At 59.0% G+C, this 13,983-nt stretch carries 19 protein-coding genes; 17 read left to right on the forward strand and 2 right to left on the reverse strand.

Annotated features, from left to right (window positions below):
* Positions 1-61 precede the first annotated feature (61 nt).
* The 12 genes from HZS52_RS21320 to HZS52_RS21375 are packed head-to-tail and all read left to right on the forward strand — an operon-like array spanning position 62 to position 6,294.
* Positions 62-538 carry a phage baseplate assembly protein V gene (locus HZS52_RS21320; RefSeq protein WP_190373626.1) on the forward strand — a complete coding sequence of 159 codons (477 nt, stop codon included), beginning with the start codon at positions 62-64 and terminating at the stop codon, positions 536-538.
* A 26-nt stretch (positions 539-564) separates the two neighbouring features.
* Positions 565-909: a hypothetical protein gene (locus HZS52_RS21325; RefSeq protein WP_190373627.1), complete on the forward strand. Its 345-nt coding sequence runs from the start codon at positions 565-567 to the stop codon at positions 907-909.
* 9 nt (positions 910-918) lie between these two features.
* Positions 919-1,194, forward strand: coding sequence for a PAAR domain-containing protein (locus HZS52_RS21330; RefSeq protein WP_190373628.1), 276 nt, complete (start codon positions 919-921; stop codon positions 1,192-1,194).
* A gap of 2 nt (positions 1,195-1,196) precedes the next feature.
* Positions 1,197-1,535, forward strand: a complete 339-nt coding sequence (locus HZS52_RS21335; RefSeq protein ID WP_190373629.1) for a GPW/gp25 family protein — start codon at positions 1,197-1,199, stop codon at positions 1,533-1,535.
* Positions 1,532-2,431, forward strand: coding sequence for a baseplate assembly protein (locus HZS52_RS21340; protein WP_190373630.1), 900 nt, complete (start codon positions 1,532-1,534; stop codon positions 2,429-2,431). The genes HZS52_RS21335 and HZS52_RS21340 overlap by 4 nt, the downstream gene beginning before the upstream one ends.
* Positions 2,428-3,378, forward strand: coding sequence for a phage tail protein I (locus HZS52_RS21345; protein WP_190373631.1), 951 nt, complete (start codon positions 2,428-2,430; stop codon positions 3,376-3,378). Before HZS52_RS21340 ends, HZS52_RS21345 begins: the two co-directional genes overlap by 4 nt.
* Entirely contained in the window at positions 3,375-3,902 is a 528-nt protein-coding gene (locus tag HZS52_RS21350; RefSeq protein ID WP_190373632.1) for a phage tail-collar fiber domain-containing protein, read from the forward strand. Before HZS52_RS21345 ends, HZS52_RS21350 begins: the two co-directional genes overlap by 4 nt.
* Positions 3,899-4,258 carry an LtfC-like domain-containing protein gene (locus tag HZS52_RS21355; RefSeq protein WP_190373633.1) on the forward strand — a complete coding sequence of 120 codons (360 nt, stop codon included), beginning with the start codon at positions 3,899-3,901 and terminating at the stop codon, positions 4,256-4,258. The genes HZS52_RS21350 and HZS52_RS21355 overlap by 4 nt, the downstream gene beginning before the upstream one ends.
* Positions 4,251-4,505, forward strand: a complete 255-nt coding sequence (locus HZS52_RS21360) for a hypothetical protein (protein ID WP_159176391.1) — start codon at positions 4,251-4,253, stop codon at positions 4,503-4,505. Before HZS52_RS21355 ends, HZS52_RS21360 begins: the two co-directional genes overlap by 8 nt.
* The gene (locus tag HZS52_RS21365) at positions 4,502-4,876 is read left to right on the forward strand and encodes a hypothetical protein (RefSeq protein WP_190373634.1); all 375 of its coding nucleotides are present in this window, start codon (positions 4,502-4,504) and stop codon (positions 4,874-4,876) included. The genes HZS52_RS21360 and HZS52_RS21365 overlap by 4 nt, the downstream gene beginning before the upstream one ends.
* On the forward strand, positions 4,873-5,805 hold the full coding sequence (locus HZS52_RS21370) for a hypothetical protein (protein ID WP_190373635.1): 933 nt from the start codon (positions 4,873-4,875) through the stop codon (positions 5,803-5,805). The genes HZS52_RS21365 and HZS52_RS21370 overlap by 4 nt, the downstream gene beginning before the upstream one ends.
* 15 nt (positions 5,806-5,820) lie before the next feature.
* Positions 5,821-6,294: a hypothetical protein gene (locus tag HZS52_RS21375; RefSeq protein WP_190373636.1), complete on the forward strand. Its 474-nt coding sequence runs from the start codon at positions 5,821-5,823 to the stop codon at positions 6,292-6,294.
* Positions 6,295-6,362: 68 nt separating this feature from the next.
* Here the strand turns inward: HZS52_RS21375 and HZS52_RS21380 are convergent, their stop codons facing one another.
* Positions 6,363-6,980 (reverse strand): YajG family lipoprotein, encoded by a 618-nt coding sequence (locus HZS52_RS21380; protein ID WP_190373637.1) that lies wholly within the window; start codon positions 6,978-6,980, stop codon positions 6,363-6,365.
* Between the two features lie 231 nt (positions 6,981-7,211).
* Positions 7,212-7,868, reverse strand: coding sequence for a hypothetical protein (locus tag HZS52_RS21385; protein ID WP_190373638.1), 657 nt, complete (start codon positions 7,866-7,868; stop codon positions 7,212-7,214).
* Between the two features lie 169 nt (positions 7,869-8,037).
* Here HZS52_RS21385 and HZS52_RS21390 point away from each other — a divergent pair, with 169 nt between their 5' ends.
* The 5 genes from HZS52_RS21390 (at position 8,038) to HZS52_RS21410 (ending at position 13,965) form a co-directional block, all read left to right on the forward strand.
* The gene (locus tag HZS52_RS21390) at positions 8,038-9,210 is read left to right on the forward strand and encodes a phage tail sheath protein (RefSeq protein WP_190373639.1); all 1,173 of its coding nucleotides are present in this window, start codon (positions 8,038-8,040) and stop codon (positions 9,208-9,210) included.
* Between the two features lie 15 nt (positions 9,211-9,225).
* Positions 9,226-9,735 carry a phage major tail tube protein gene (locus HZS52_RS21395; RefSeq protein ID WP_190373640.1) on the forward strand — a complete coding sequence of 170 codons (510 nt, stop codon included), beginning with the start codon at positions 9,226-9,228 and terminating at the stop codon, positions 9,733-9,735.
* A gap of 62 nt (positions 9,736-9,797) precedes the next feature.
* Entirely contained in the window at positions 9,798-10,181 is a 384-nt protein-coding gene (locus HZS52_RS21400; protein ID WP_190373641.1) for a phage tail assembly protein, read from the forward strand.
* A 41-nt stretch (positions 10,182-10,222) separates the two neighbouring features.
* The gene (locus HZS52_RS21405; RefSeq protein WP_159176383.1) at positions 10,223-10,360 is read left to right on the forward strand and encodes a GpE family phage tail protein; all 138 of its coding nucleotides are present in this window, start codon (positions 10,223-10,225) and stop codon (positions 10,358-10,360) included.
* Between the two features lie 11 nt (positions 10,361-10,371).
* A complete protein-coding gene (locus HZS52_RS21410; RefSeq protein WP_190373642.1) occupies positions 10,372-13,965 on the forward strand; it encodes a phage tail tape measure protein in 3,594 nt (1,197 codons plus the stop codon).
* Positions 13,966-13,983: the final 18 nt, after the last annotated feature.

Genomic DNA, 13,983 nt, shown 5'->3' on the forward strand with positions numbered 1-13,983 from the left:
GGCTAGTTGGCACAACGCCCACCGCTACCCATCCGCGCGTAACGCCACCACCATTAGCGGCATGACTAACGCCGCCGAACTACTTCGCCTGATACATAACCTGATCCGCATCGGCACCATCGCCGAGGTGGATCACGGCAACCCCGATGCCGACCCGCCGAAACCACCGCGCGTGCGGGTCGACATTGGCGATATGAAAACCGGTTGGCTGCGCTGGATCGAAAGCCGCGCAGGCACCACACGCACCTGGTGCCCGCCAACGGTCGATGAGCAGGTCATCGTTATTTCTCCCGGTGGGGATCTCAATGCAGGCGTGGTGCTAACGGGTCTGTTTCGTGATCTTCACCCCGCCCCCAGCGATAACGGCGACCACTTCCAAGCCGTGATGCCCGACGGCGCGGTGATCGACTACAACCACGTTGAGCATCATTTGAAGGTCGACATTCCTGGCGACATCACCATCAACGCCACCGGCGAGATCCGCATTACCGCCAGCGGCGATATGCACCTCAAAGGCCGAAACATTTATGAAAACTGAGTTGGGAAAAACGAAGGGGCCGCGCTATGGGCGTTAAAACCAGCGATGAAAACGCTATCGACTACACCGACGACTTCGCGCAAATGATCGCCGTCGGCGAACAGATCCGCGACGAACTCACGCTGATTCGTGAGGCGCTCTATGCCGGTAAGCAAGCCGACGGCAATTCACTGGCCACCAGCCAACACGCCATTGCCCAGGCCATTGAGCAGATCCGCCAACGGGCCAGCCAAGAGCAGCTGGGCATTTTCACGCGCCCCATCACGAAAGGTGATGGCGGCCTAAGCCGCGCCGCGATGATCAACGCGCTCAAGCAAAGCAATCAGCTCGACAACGTGCGCCAGGAAATGGCGGCCCCCACGCCGCTATAGGAGAACACCATGCCCGCTGCTACCCGCCAAGGCGATATATGTACCGGCCACGGCCCATGCTCCCCACGGCCGTCGGTGTCAGGATCGCCCAATGTGTTTGTGAACAGCATCCCCAGCCACCGCGGGGCCGATGCCTGGGCGCGTCACTGCTCCCATGAATCCGTGTTAGCAGCGGGCTCCAAAACAGTATTCGTGAACGGCCGCCCCAAGGGGCGTGTCGGTGATCCGGTCGCGTGTGGCTCATTAGTGGCCACCGGCTCCAATAACGTTTTTGTTGGAGGCTAACCATGGCAGGCATGCGCACATCAAACGGCCACGTGGTTAGCGGGCTGGCCCATATCCAGCAAAGCATCCGCGACATTCTCACCACCCCGATTGGCACCCGCGTGATGCGTCGGGAGTACGGCTCGCTGCTGCCGGAACTGATCGACCAGCCGCTAAACGACACCACGCTTTTACAAGCCTACGCCGCCAGCGTGATGGCCATTACCCGCTGGGAACCGCGAGTGCGCGTGCTGCGCGTCAACCGCCAGGTGGATGCCAGCCAGCACGGCCGCGCCATGTTGGAGATCGACGCCCAAACCCATGATGGTCAGCGCTTCCATGTGGAGGTGCCGTTCACATGAGCACGCCCATCGACCTCTCCCAGATCACCCCGCCGGATGTGATCGAGCCGCTAGACTTTGAAGCGCTGCTTAGCGAGCGAAAGGCGCGACTAATCGAACTCACGCCCATTGATGAGCGCGACGATCTCGCGGCCACCCTGGAACTTGAAAGCGAACCGCTCACCAAGCTGCTGCAGGAAAACGCCTACCGTGAGCTGCTACTGCGCGAACGCATTAACGACGCCGCCCGCGCCGTCATGCTTGCCTACGCCGCCGGAGGGGATCTTGATCAGCTGGGTGCTAATTTCCAAGTCACCCGCTTAATGCTCGACCCCGGCGACCCCAACGCCGTGCCGCCGGTACCGCCCACCTATGAGCATGACCGCGACTTTCGCGCCCGCATCCAATTAGCGTTCGAAGGGCTATCGGTGGCCGGGCCGGTGGGCGCTTACCAGTTCCACGCCGCTGCCGCGCATCCCGATGTCCGCGACGTGGCCGTGGAAAGCCCCGAACCGGTGGATGTGGTGCTGACCGTGCTGTCCCGCAAAAACGACGGCATCGCCACCCCTGCGCTGCTCAACACAGTGCGCGACTACCTGGAACCCTTCCGGCCGCTGACCGACCGGCTCACCCTGCAGCCCGCCGACCGGGTCGACTACACCATCAACGCCACGCTGACCCTACGCCCCGGCCCCGATGCCGAGCTGGTGATCGAGGAAGCCCGCCGGGAGTTAAACACCTACACCGACGCCCGCTACAAGCTCGGCACCTGGGTGACCCGCTCCGGCATTAGCGCCGCGCTCACCGTGCAGGGCGTGGAAAACGTCACGCTCCAGAACTGGCAGGATCTACGCAGCCAACCCCACCAAGCACCCCGCTGCACTGCGATTCACATCGCTACGGAGCGGCTACCATGATGCACCTGTTACCGCCCAACCGTAGCCCACTGGAAGCCCGCGTTGCTGCTTCGCACCCGCTGGCCCTGCCGGTACCGCTGCGCACGCTCTGGAACCCGGCCACCTGCCCGGCGGAACTGCTGCCGTTTCTGGCCTGGGCATTTTCGGTAGATGTCTGGGAAGCCGACTGGCCAGAAGCCACCAAGCGCACCGTGATCGCCGAAAGCTTTGCCGTGCACCGCATCAAAGGCACTCGCTTAGCGGTAGAAAAAGCCCTGGCCGCCATGGGCATCACCGTCACGCTCACCGAATGGTTTGAGCAGCAACCGACGACCAAGCCAGGCACCTTCCACGCGCGGCTGCACCTTAACGACAACCGTGAAGTGGCCGACCAGCTCAGCGGCACGTTTTACCAGCAGATCCACCACGCCATTCAAAGCGCCAAGAACCTGCGCAGCCACTACGATTTTTCGCTTTCCGCCCAGTTCGGCCCTAGTCGTATTGGCGTAGCCAGCGCCCAACGGGCGGCGGGGGTAGCGCGCAACGCTGCCCGCCCGACCCAACCGCCACTTGAGATCAACGCCGAAATGGCCGTGACAGCAACACATCAGGCCGGTGGATTGACTCGCCGCGCGGCCCAGGCAACGGCGGACGCCACGCTTGCACCGGCATGGCTCGCCATTATCAGTGCCTGCCGCGGGCTGGCCGTCACGCGTCGGCTCATGGCCAACGCACCCGATACCGACCTGCCCGATGCTGTGGCCCAAGCCAACCTCCCGGCGGCTTCGCTGTTAGTCGCCGGTGCCTATCGCGGGCTGGCCGTCACTCGTCGGCTTATGGCCAACGCCCCAGATACCGACCTGCCCGATGCTGTGGCCCAAGCCAACCTCCCGGCGGCTTCGCTGTTAGTCGCCGGTGCCTGTCGCGGATTTGCCGTTACTCATCACACCATGGAGAGCACCACATGACAGCGCTGGTACCCGTTATTACCACGGCAGGCCTCGCCGCCGTATTCAATGCCGAGAGCGATGGCCTCGCCGCGCGTATTACCCATATCGCCATCGGTGACAACGCCCGCAACCCCGGCAAGAACGAATTCAAGCTGGTCAACGAGCGCAGGCGCGTCAGCATCGCCGATGGCCAACGCGTCAGCGCCCACCAAATTCACCTCACCGGCGTAGTGGATGGCGATGGCCCCGAGTTTTGGGTGCATGAAGTGGGGTTCTTTTTAGAAGACGGCACCCTGCTCGCCGTCTGGTCTGATTCCCAGCCGCTAGCCTACATCTCCAACGCGGTACCGCTGCTGCTGGCGTTCGACCTGCGCCTGGACGCCCTGCCTGCCGAATCCGTCACCGTGGAAGGCACCGGCGCGAACCTCTCGCTGGCCGCCTGGGGCGAGCAGTACACCGCCAATGCGGCGGCCATCGTTGAGAATATGGCCCGGCAAGTAGATCTTCTCTTCCGCGTGCAAGCGTTAGAGAAACGCCCATGAGCAACCAGGCCCCCACGCTCTCCATGGTCGCCGGTACCACCTACCGCTTTAGCGCGACCTGGGCCAGTGAAGACACGGCCGCAACCCCGGTGGACCTCACCGGCTGCGCAGCCACGTTCGTGGTGGCCACGACTCAAGGCACGGCGCTGCTCACCTGCGAAACCGGCGACGGCATCGAGCTGGCACCCAGCGAAGGCAGCATTAACGTGCATATCCGCCCCGAGCAAACAGCGGGCGCCGTATCGCCGGAGTGGTCGGGCGCCCGTTACGAGCTGCGCATCACGTTCCCATCCGGCGATGTGTACAGCCTGCTGCGTGGCCACTTCCAACTAACGCCGGGGGTGATCCATGGCTAATGCCACCCGCTTAACCATCACCATGCCCGCGCGCTCGGTAACGGTTCGGTTGCCCGCGCCGCAACGCTTTCAGGTCATCAGCCATGGCACCCAAGGCCCGCCCGGCACCCTCTCGCCGGAGATCCTTGCCCAAGTGGATGAAGCCCGCCACGCCACCCAGCAGCTCGGCAGCATGATGGCCGCGCTCACCGACGCCATTAGCTACCACGGCGGCATGATCGCCGCCCAGGAGGACGCCACCCCATGAGCTTTGATGAAAATCTCATCGCCCTGCGCCAAGCCGTCACCCACACCCTGGGGGTGATCGACGGCAAGCTGCGCAACAAGGCGAATAAGGCCGACGTGCCCACCACGGCGCAAATTGACGAGCGTGTTCAAGCGCTGATCGGCAGCGCCCCGGAAACCCTGGACACCCTCGCCGAGCTCGCCGAAGCCCTGGGCAACAACCCCAACTTCGCCACCACCATCACCGAAGAGCTGGCCAAGAAAGCCACCAAGACCCAGGTGGGTGAAATCGAAACCCAGTTCGGCGAAGCCCTCACTGCCCTAACCGACGCCTTCACCCAAGGCGCCGCCACTATCCAAAACAGCACCACCAACGAACAGGAGGCCACATGAGCCTAGAAACCCAAATCACCGCGCTGGTTGGCGCCGCCAATAAGCTCACCAGCGAAGTCGCTAACAAGATGAAGGGGATTGATAGCTCCCTGACGGCGGCTCAAAAGAAATTTGAAGAGTTTACGGGTAAAGACTTTCCAGAGCGTGTTAGTGGCGCTCGGCAGTTGAATATCTACATCGACCCGTTAGAGGGCAGTGACAGTAATAGTGGTGTGGCTTCCTCAGCGCCTATCCAAAACTGGGCGCGAGCTCGTGAAATAACGGGAGGAACCTTAACTATTTATGATCGTGTCGTTGTGCTAGTGCGCTCAGGTACGACGCTAGTGATGGACACCGTATTGAATGCACGCGAAATGCTGCGTATTACGCAATACGGGGCAATAACTGCGCCTGGGGAGCCTACTAAAATATATCAAGGATTTAGGTCTCATGGGCGCCCAGTGCAGCCATGTAATGCGCCTTACGTGATGTTTGATCAGAGTGGAGGGGACTCGGATTTGGAAGTGCATACCGCTGAGTTTCCGAGTGGCCATGACTGGCCTGAAATTGCAGCGAATAACCGAGATGCTGATTGGATATGTTATGCCGGTTCGCTGCTCTCAAACGCGTCTAGATTTAAGCTTCGCAATGTAAAGCTTAAATTACACGACCTGCCATTCAGCACAATCTACATGAGCGGCAGCCTGGGCGATTTTGCCAGTTATGAAGTCGTACTAGGGGCTAGCTGCGAGGTTACCGGAGAAGCACCGGGCGCCGGTAGTGGTCAGTATGTTCATAACCCCAGGCTCCTGCATGTCTACTTTAACCCTTATGTGCCAGTCGACATTGTAGCCAACCAGTTGGTAGTAGGTGGCAGTCTTACCTCTACCGCGGACTTGTTTGACAACCTCGATTTAAAAAACGTCCGTTCTTCTTTCACTATTCAGTAATAAGGTACTTGCACCATGTTTATTTCTAAAGTTATTCATAATGGACAGATCCATATTGGTGTCTCGACTAGTGATACTAACCTTCGTTTAGCGGTGCTGTTGCCTGCTGCCCATAAGCAGTTAGGCGATGACATCGACACCGCCGCAGGCAACGCCCGCGCCGCGTTCGTCAGCCCCGGCAGCTACATCGATCAGGAGTACTTACTGGCCAAGCAAGAAGCCAGCGAGTGGTTAGCAGGCGGCAAGGATGAAGCGGCGATTCCATCCAGCGTGCAGGATCACATCGATATGTTTGGGGTCAGCGCCGAGGCCGCCGCCCAGGAGATCGTCGCCACCGCTGAAGCCTGGGAAACCGCCCTGCGCGATATCCGCAACCTGCGCCTGGGTGGTAAAGCAGCAGTGCAACGCGCCGAAACCATCGAAGCCGCAGAAGAGGCGGCCCAGCAAGCCATTGAGCAGCTCAACCGCTACCGGCCGCCGGAAGCGTAACACCAACTCTAAACGAATGAAGCCCGCCAATGTTGGTGGGCTTCACTCTTCGGAGCTAGAACGATACGTTACCTAACGCCACTGATATGGCTATCGCTTAGCAAAGCATCCATAAACAGCGGATCATCAAACAGCTCATCAAGCGTTTCTTCAATCGCCAATTCTACAGGCCTGGCTAGGTTAGAGGCCGACTGATACACCACCCCTTTATGTTCAGGGGCAACGGATATTTCTCTGCTGAACAGCACCTCATCGGCTTCTGACATCACCTCTAGCTGAATCGTAGACTTACCTACCGCCTTGCCTGTAAAGAAGGTGTCTATCAGGTGTAAGTTCGAGTACAGCTCGGTGATATCGCCTTGAATAATGACAGAAGCATCACCGTCTAACCCAAACCCTCTGGCTGCTAACTCCTGCTCGATGGCAGCTTTCACAGCTTCTTCTACTGGCTCCTCACTATGAATCGATGCCATCGGAAAGCCCCAGCTGTGTCGTTTATGACTGATACGGCGCTGATCCTCACGCGCATCCTCAACCACAACATTGACCGCAACCTGTGAAGCCCCCTCAACAGGGGTAACGTCTGGTTGTGGTTCATAGGCCAGCTTATGAGACTCGGGTACGGCCGCACAGCCGTGCAACAGCGCTAACCCTGCCAATAACCCGATAATTTTCAAGCACTTCATGTGTTCCCCTTGCAGCATCATTTTTTAGTTTTGAGGTTTAGTTTGCCGGGAAACCTTAAAGGTAAATTATGGTTAGTCAACTTTTTTGAGTGCATGCGGGCCATATACCAGCAAGGCTGGCAGCTAAAAGATGCTGCAGCCTAAGCGGAAGCGCCGGAATATGTGGCGGTTATCAAGTAGCCTTGAATGGTGATTGAAAGTAAAAGCCTGTCATATGGTGGCGATCACTAATCATCTAAAAACATCTAAATCTAAACTTATAATGTCAGCGGATTCATCAAAAACATAACCTAGTTTATCAATTGCACTTTGGCACAAAATCGCGCCCTGATCACAATAAGACATAGCAGTCTCTCGACATTCAGTAGTTCTAAGCCTGTCTTCAGTCATTAACACAAAACGAAAACTTCTCATAAAACTTATAGCCAAATGACGCATTGACAAAGCTTTAAAATAAATCTCAACAATATCATTTGGAAGATTTTCAATAATACAGAATTTTTCTGGATCAATAACAACAGATGATTTGGTGTCTATAGGAGCCAAGCCTGCTGACAAACACGAAATATCAACCTCGATATAATTTTCAACTGCATATTTACTATATACAAAAAACTCTTTCATCACCCATAACTCATGGGCTATAGCACTGCCAGAAATTCTACTAAGCTCATCAGCTCTAGCTTTTTCAGCCTTATTTCTATCTTCGTTTATTTTCCAGGGAACGTAAATGGCTACTAGAACGGCAAAAACTGAGCCTATAGCTTGAATCCAAGCGGCATCCCACTCAGAAACATAGAAAGAATTTTCAACTAATACAGGCAATGCTGCGGCAATCACAACGATAGCAACCAATACACTGCAGCATTTCCAAGTAACTTTTCCCATAAAAATTAAGTCCTTGCTTCAATAATTTTGGTGTATGTGAATATTATGTTCTTAACAATACTGTACCACCTTCTCCGCACAACGCCCGCCACTACCCTCCCGCGCGAAGCCTGCCCACCATAGCAGCACACCTCAACCGTACCCGCTTGAACCTGCGCAGGAGACAAGCATGGCCCAGGATTACCATCACGGCGTCCGCGTCGTTGAAATCAACGAAGGCACACGCCCCATCCGCACGGTGGCCACCGCCGTTATCGGGCTGGTGGCCACTGGCCCGGAGGCAGACGCCGAACGCTTCCCCCTCGATACCCCGGTGCTGGTCACCGACATTTATAGTGCTATTGGCGCGGCAGGCACCACCGGCACCCTGGCCCGCTCGCTGCGTGCCATTGTCGAAGAAACTCGCGCCCTGTGTGTCGTGGTGCGCGTCGCTGAAGGCCAAGACGAAGGCGAAACCACCGCCAACGTGATTGGCAGCGTCACCCCCACCGGGCAAAAGACCGGCATTCAGGCACTACTGGCCGCCGAACAGCGCTTTGGCGTGAAACCGCGCATCCTCGGCGTGCCAGAGCTGGATAACGAAAACGTCGCAAGTGCCCTGGTAAGCATCGCCATCAAGCTACGCGCCTTCGCCTACGTATCTGCTCACGGCTGCGAAACCAAAGAAGAGGCGGTGATGTACCGGGAGAACTTCGGCGAACGGGAAGCCATGGTGATCTGGCCCAACTTCCAGAACTTCGACGTTAACGCCCAGGAATCCCGCCCGCTCTCCGCCGTTGCCAAGGCGTTGGGTCACCGCGCCCGGTTGGATAACGAAATCGGCTGGCACAAAACCCTCTCCAACATGCCCGTGAACAGCGTCACCGGCATTACCCACGATGTGTTTTGGGATCTCCAAGACCCCGCCACCGATGCCGGGTACCTCAACGCCGCCGAAGTCACCACGCTCATCAACAAAAGCGGCTTCCGTTTCTGGGGCTCTCGCACCTGCACCGAAGACCCACTGTTCGCGTTTGAATCCTATACCCGCACCGCCCAGGTGCTCGCCGACACCATCGCGGAAGCGCATTTGTGGGCAGTGGATAAGCCCATGCACCCCAGCCTGGTGCGCGACATTATCGAAGGCATCAACGCCAAGTTCCGCGAACTCACCCGCAAAGGTTACATCCTGGGCGGCGAGGCCTGGTTCGATCCCGAGCTGAACAGCAAGGAAGTGCTGAAAAGCGGCAAGCTCTACATCGACTACGACTACACCCCGGTGCCCCCGCTGGAAAACCTCATGCTGCAGCAGCGCATTACCGACCAATACCTCGTCGATTTTGCCGACCGCATCAACGCCTAACAGGAGCAACTGACCATGGCACTTCCCCACATTCTTAAAGACTTCAACCTGTTCGGCGACGGCAACAACTGGCAGGGCCAAATCCCCGAACTCACCCTGCCCGAGCTGGCCCGCCGCATGGTCGAGTACGAAGGCGGCGGTATGGAAGGGCCAGTTGACATCGACCAAGGTGGTCAACTGCAGGAATTCGAATGGACGGCCGGCGGCATGATTGTCGATATCTACGACAGCTTCGGCAGCCCTATCCACGACGCCGCCATGCTGCGTATGACCGGCTCTTACGAATCCGACGAAGACGGCGGGATCATCCCTGTCGAGATCGTCATGCGCGGCCGCCACAAGACCATCAACATGGGTGACGCATCAAAGGGCGACAACAACCAAATCAGCGTCACCACCACCCTTTCGTACTTCAAGTTAATCGTCGATGGCGAAGAGGTCATCGAGCGCGACGTGCCTGGCTTCATCTTCAAAGTCCGCGGCAAGGATCGCTTGGCAGAGCGCCGCGCCGCCCTGGGTGTGTAAAGCACCTCCACCCAACGGCCACCTCCGGTGGCCCTACCCCTTTTCTTTTATAGGACACGACCATGACCACTAAGATCGAAAACCAAAGCACTGAAACCCAAAGCACTGAAACCCAAGCAGTTGAGAAAAACGAAGAGCAAACCACCGCTACCGCCCCTGGCGTGCCGACCGAAGTAGTGCCACTGGAAACCCCGCTGCAGCGTGGCAAAACCACGGTAAAAGAAATCACCGTGCGCAAACCCATGTCCGGCGGTATGCGTGGCGTCAGCTTGGTCGACATCATGAACTTCGAAGTTACAGCACTGCATAAAGTGTTGCCCCGCATCACTACGCCACCGCTCACCGAAGCCGAGGTGAAAACGCTCGATATCGTCGACCTCATTCAGCTCGGCACGGCGCTCAACGGTTTTTTGATCCCAAAGAAATTCAAGGAAACCGAGGCCTAGCCTTTCAAAAAAGAGCCCTGCCCGAGTTCGTAGAAGACGCCATGGCGGATCTCGCCATGGTGTTCCACTGGGAACCCAGCGCCATGGACAACATGGAACTCGAAGAGCTCATGCAGTGGCGCGAACGCGCCCGCAAACGCCACGAAGGCAGCAAACCAAACGGTAAACGCACCAAATAGGGAAAAAGCCGATGTCGCGTAATCTACGCCTGCAAGTCATGTTGAACGCGGTAGATCGCGTCACCGGCCCCCTAAAGCGGATGCGCCAAAGCGCCGGACAAACCGCCCAAGCCATGCGCGAAACCCGGGACCAGTTAAAAGACCTGCAGCGGCAACAAAGCGACCTCACCAGCTACCGCAAAGCCAACGCCGCAATGCGTCAAAACACCCGGGCAATGCGCGACGCCCGCGAACGCAACCGCCAGTACACCCAGGCGCTCGACCAACAGCGCGAAGCCCACGCCGGTATTAAATCCGGCCTGACCGTTGCCCGCCGGGAATACGACCGCCTCGCTCGCCAACTGCTCAACACCAAGCAGCCCAGCGACCAGTTGACCGCCTCGCTGGAACGCGCCCGCGTGCGCCTGCACGGCCAGCAAACCGAGTTCGATCGCTCCGCCCGCGCGCTGAAGGAATACCGCAACCGAACCCGCAACGCAGGCGAGGAAGTCAAGCGGCTCACCCAGAACCACGCCACCCAAACCGAGCGCATCCGCGGCTTAAAAACGCGGCTGGATGAAGCGGGCATCAGCACCGACAACATGGGCCGCAGCGCTAGGGAGCTGCGCTCCAAAGAGGAACGGCTCAACACCACCCTGCAGCAGCAAAAGCGCCACCTTGCCGAAGTTGCCGAACGCCAGCGGCGCTTAACCCAGGCCCGCGACCGCTACCAGAATGGCATGGCCAACGTCGCCCGCGCCCAAGGCGTGGGCATGGGTATGCTCGGTACCGGTATGGCCCAAGGTTATGCCGCCGCCCGCCTGTTAACGCCTGGCGTTGCCTGGGCGGAACAGATGAGCACCCTACAGGCCGTGGGCCGCTTCGACGCGGACGATGAACGCTTCCAGGCGCTACGCCAGCAATCCCGCGACTTAGGTTCAACCACCGCCTTCAGCGCCACCGAAGTCGGTGCAGGTCAAGAGTTTCTATTGCGTGCTGGGATGAGCAGCGAGGCCATTCAAGCCTCCATGAAAGACGTGCTCGCGCTATCGCTGGCCAACAATACCGAGCTGGCCCGCGCGGCGGATATCGCCTCCAACATCGCCGGTGCGTTCAAGGTCGATATGGAAGCGGAAGGCGCCATGGCGCGCGTCGGGGATATCCTCTCCGGTACCGCCAGCCGGGCCAACGTCAACCTGGAAATGCTCGGCGAAACCATGAAGTACCTGGGCGGCGCCGAAGACCTCAAGCTGACCATGGAACAAGCCGCTGCCATGTCGGGCATTCTCGGCAACATCGGCATCCAGGGCAGCCAGGCCGGTACCACCATGCGCGCCATGATGAACCGCCTCACCAACCCCGTTGGCAAGGGCGCGGCCGCGATTGAAAACATCGGGCTACAGGTGTCAGACGCCAACGGCAATATGCGCGCCATGCCCGATATCCTGCGCGATATCAGCCAAGCCACCGCCGACCTGGGCAACGTCGAACGCAAAGCCATCATGCAGGATATCTTCGGTGTGGAAGCGGGATCCGGCATGGCGGAACTGGTCGACGCCATGGGCGCTGGCAAGCTGGATGAGATCATCAATGCCCTGGGCGACAACATGGGCGAAAACGCCCGGATGGCCGAGGTCATGGCCGACAACATCGGCGGCGATTTAAAAAACCTACGCAGCGCCTGGGAAGAAGTCGGCATCAGTATCACCGACACCAACGACGGCCCCCTACGCGACCTGGTGCAAACCATCACCACGATTACCCGCGGCGTCGGCGACTGGATCAAAGCCAACCCAGAGTTGGCGGGCACCATCGCCAAAGTGGCCGCGGGCATGATCGCCCTGGCCACCATCGGCGGTGCCGTCACCATGACCTTTGCCAGCATCCTCTCCCCGCTGCTGTTCGCCCGCTTCGCTATGAGCACCCTGGGCATTCAGGCGGGTGTACTCGGCCCGGTGTTAAGAACCGCAGGTGCCGCCCTGTTCGCTGTGGGCAAAGCGCTAACGGTGGGCCTGTTGGGCGCGCTCAAAGCCACCGCGGTATTCCTGGCCACCAACCCCATCGGCTGGGCCATCCTGGCCATCGCCGCCACCGCGCTGGTGATCTACAAATACTGGGAACCCATCAAAGGCTTTTTCCTAGGCCTATGGCAGCAGGTGAAAGACGCCTTTGGCGACGGCATCGGCGGTGTTACCCGCCTGCTGGTCAACTGGTCACCGCTTGGCTTGCTCTATAGCGGCATCTCATCTGCGTTAGGCCGCCTGGGGATTGAGCTGCCCGACTCGCTTAGTGAGCTGGGTAGCAAGATGATTGGCGGCCTATCCAGCGGTATGAACAGCGCCCTGGGCTGGGTGCGTCAATCAGCGAATAGCGTATGGGCAACGATCAACGACGCCTTTGGCGATGGCATCGGTGGCGTTTCCAAGCTGCTGATTGATTGGTCACCGCTTGGGCTGCTGCACAGCGCGTTTATCTCCACCCTGGATAGGCTGGGTATTTCAGTGCCCGAAGGTTTCCGCAGCCTGGGCGGCTTTGTAATTGATGGCCTGCTGGGCGGGCTAACCGAAAAACTCGCCGCCCTACGCGAACGCATTACCAGCATCGCCACCAGCGTGGCCAACTGGTTCAAAGGCGTGCTGGGTATTAACTCCCCCAGCCGCGTGTTTGAAGGCTTTGGCGTCAATATCGTTGAAGGCATGATCAACGGCATCGGCAGCATGATCGGCGCCCTGCGCGACCAAGTGATGGGCATGGCGGGAAATATCGCAGGCTGGGTGCAAGATGCCATGGGTAGCGCGCTGGACTCACTCAGCAACGGTGCCAACCGTGCTATCCAACTTGGAAAGGATACCGCCGCCGGTTTAGGGCAAGGGATACGCGACGGCGCCAATCGCGCCACGGAAAGCGCCGCCAATCTAGCCAACGACGTTACCAGCACCGTGCGCGGCTGGCTGGATATCCACTCCCCCAGCCGCGTGTTTGCCACCATTGGTAACTACGTCTCCCAAGGCCTGGCCAACGGCATTGAAGCCGACGCCGATGGCCCCGTTAAACAAGTGCGCAGCATCGCCACCCACCTGCGCAATGCCGCCACCGGGCTCATGCTGGGCGCCGGGGTCGCATCCCCCGCTATCGCCCTGGAAGTGGAGCGGCCAACGCTACCCACGTTACCCGAGTTGGGCGCGCTAGAGATCCAGCGCCCAGAGCTGCCCACGCTCCAAAGCGAGGTGGCCAAGCCCGAAACACCCACGCTGGATGCGCTGCGCATCGAGCGGCCAACGCTGCCCGCATTACCCGAACTGGGCGCGCTGAAGATCCAACGCCCAGAGCTGCCCACGCTTGATGCCCTTCGCATCGAATGGCCAGAACTTCCCCAATTCGACCCGCTACGCATCGACACCAGCGGCATACAGATCGACGCCCGGCCGCCGCTGCAAAGCCACGCCAGCCAGCCCAGCGGCGGGCTAGTGATTCACGGCGGTATCAATATCGAGATCAATGCCGCCCCGGGTATGGATGAACAAGCACTGGCACGGCTGGTAAACGCCGAAGTACAGCGCGCCCTGCGCGATGCCGAACGCCGCGCCCAGGCAAACCACCGCAGCGCTTTCCACGACATTGATTAAAGAACAGTGAGGAAATAT

It is taken from the genome of Vreelandella titanicae, from assembly GCF_014697095.1.
In the GTDB taxonomy this organism is placed as follows: domain Bacteria; phylum Pseudomonadota; class Gammaproteobacteria; order Pseudomonadales; family Halomonadaceae; genus Vreelandella; species Vreelandella titanicae.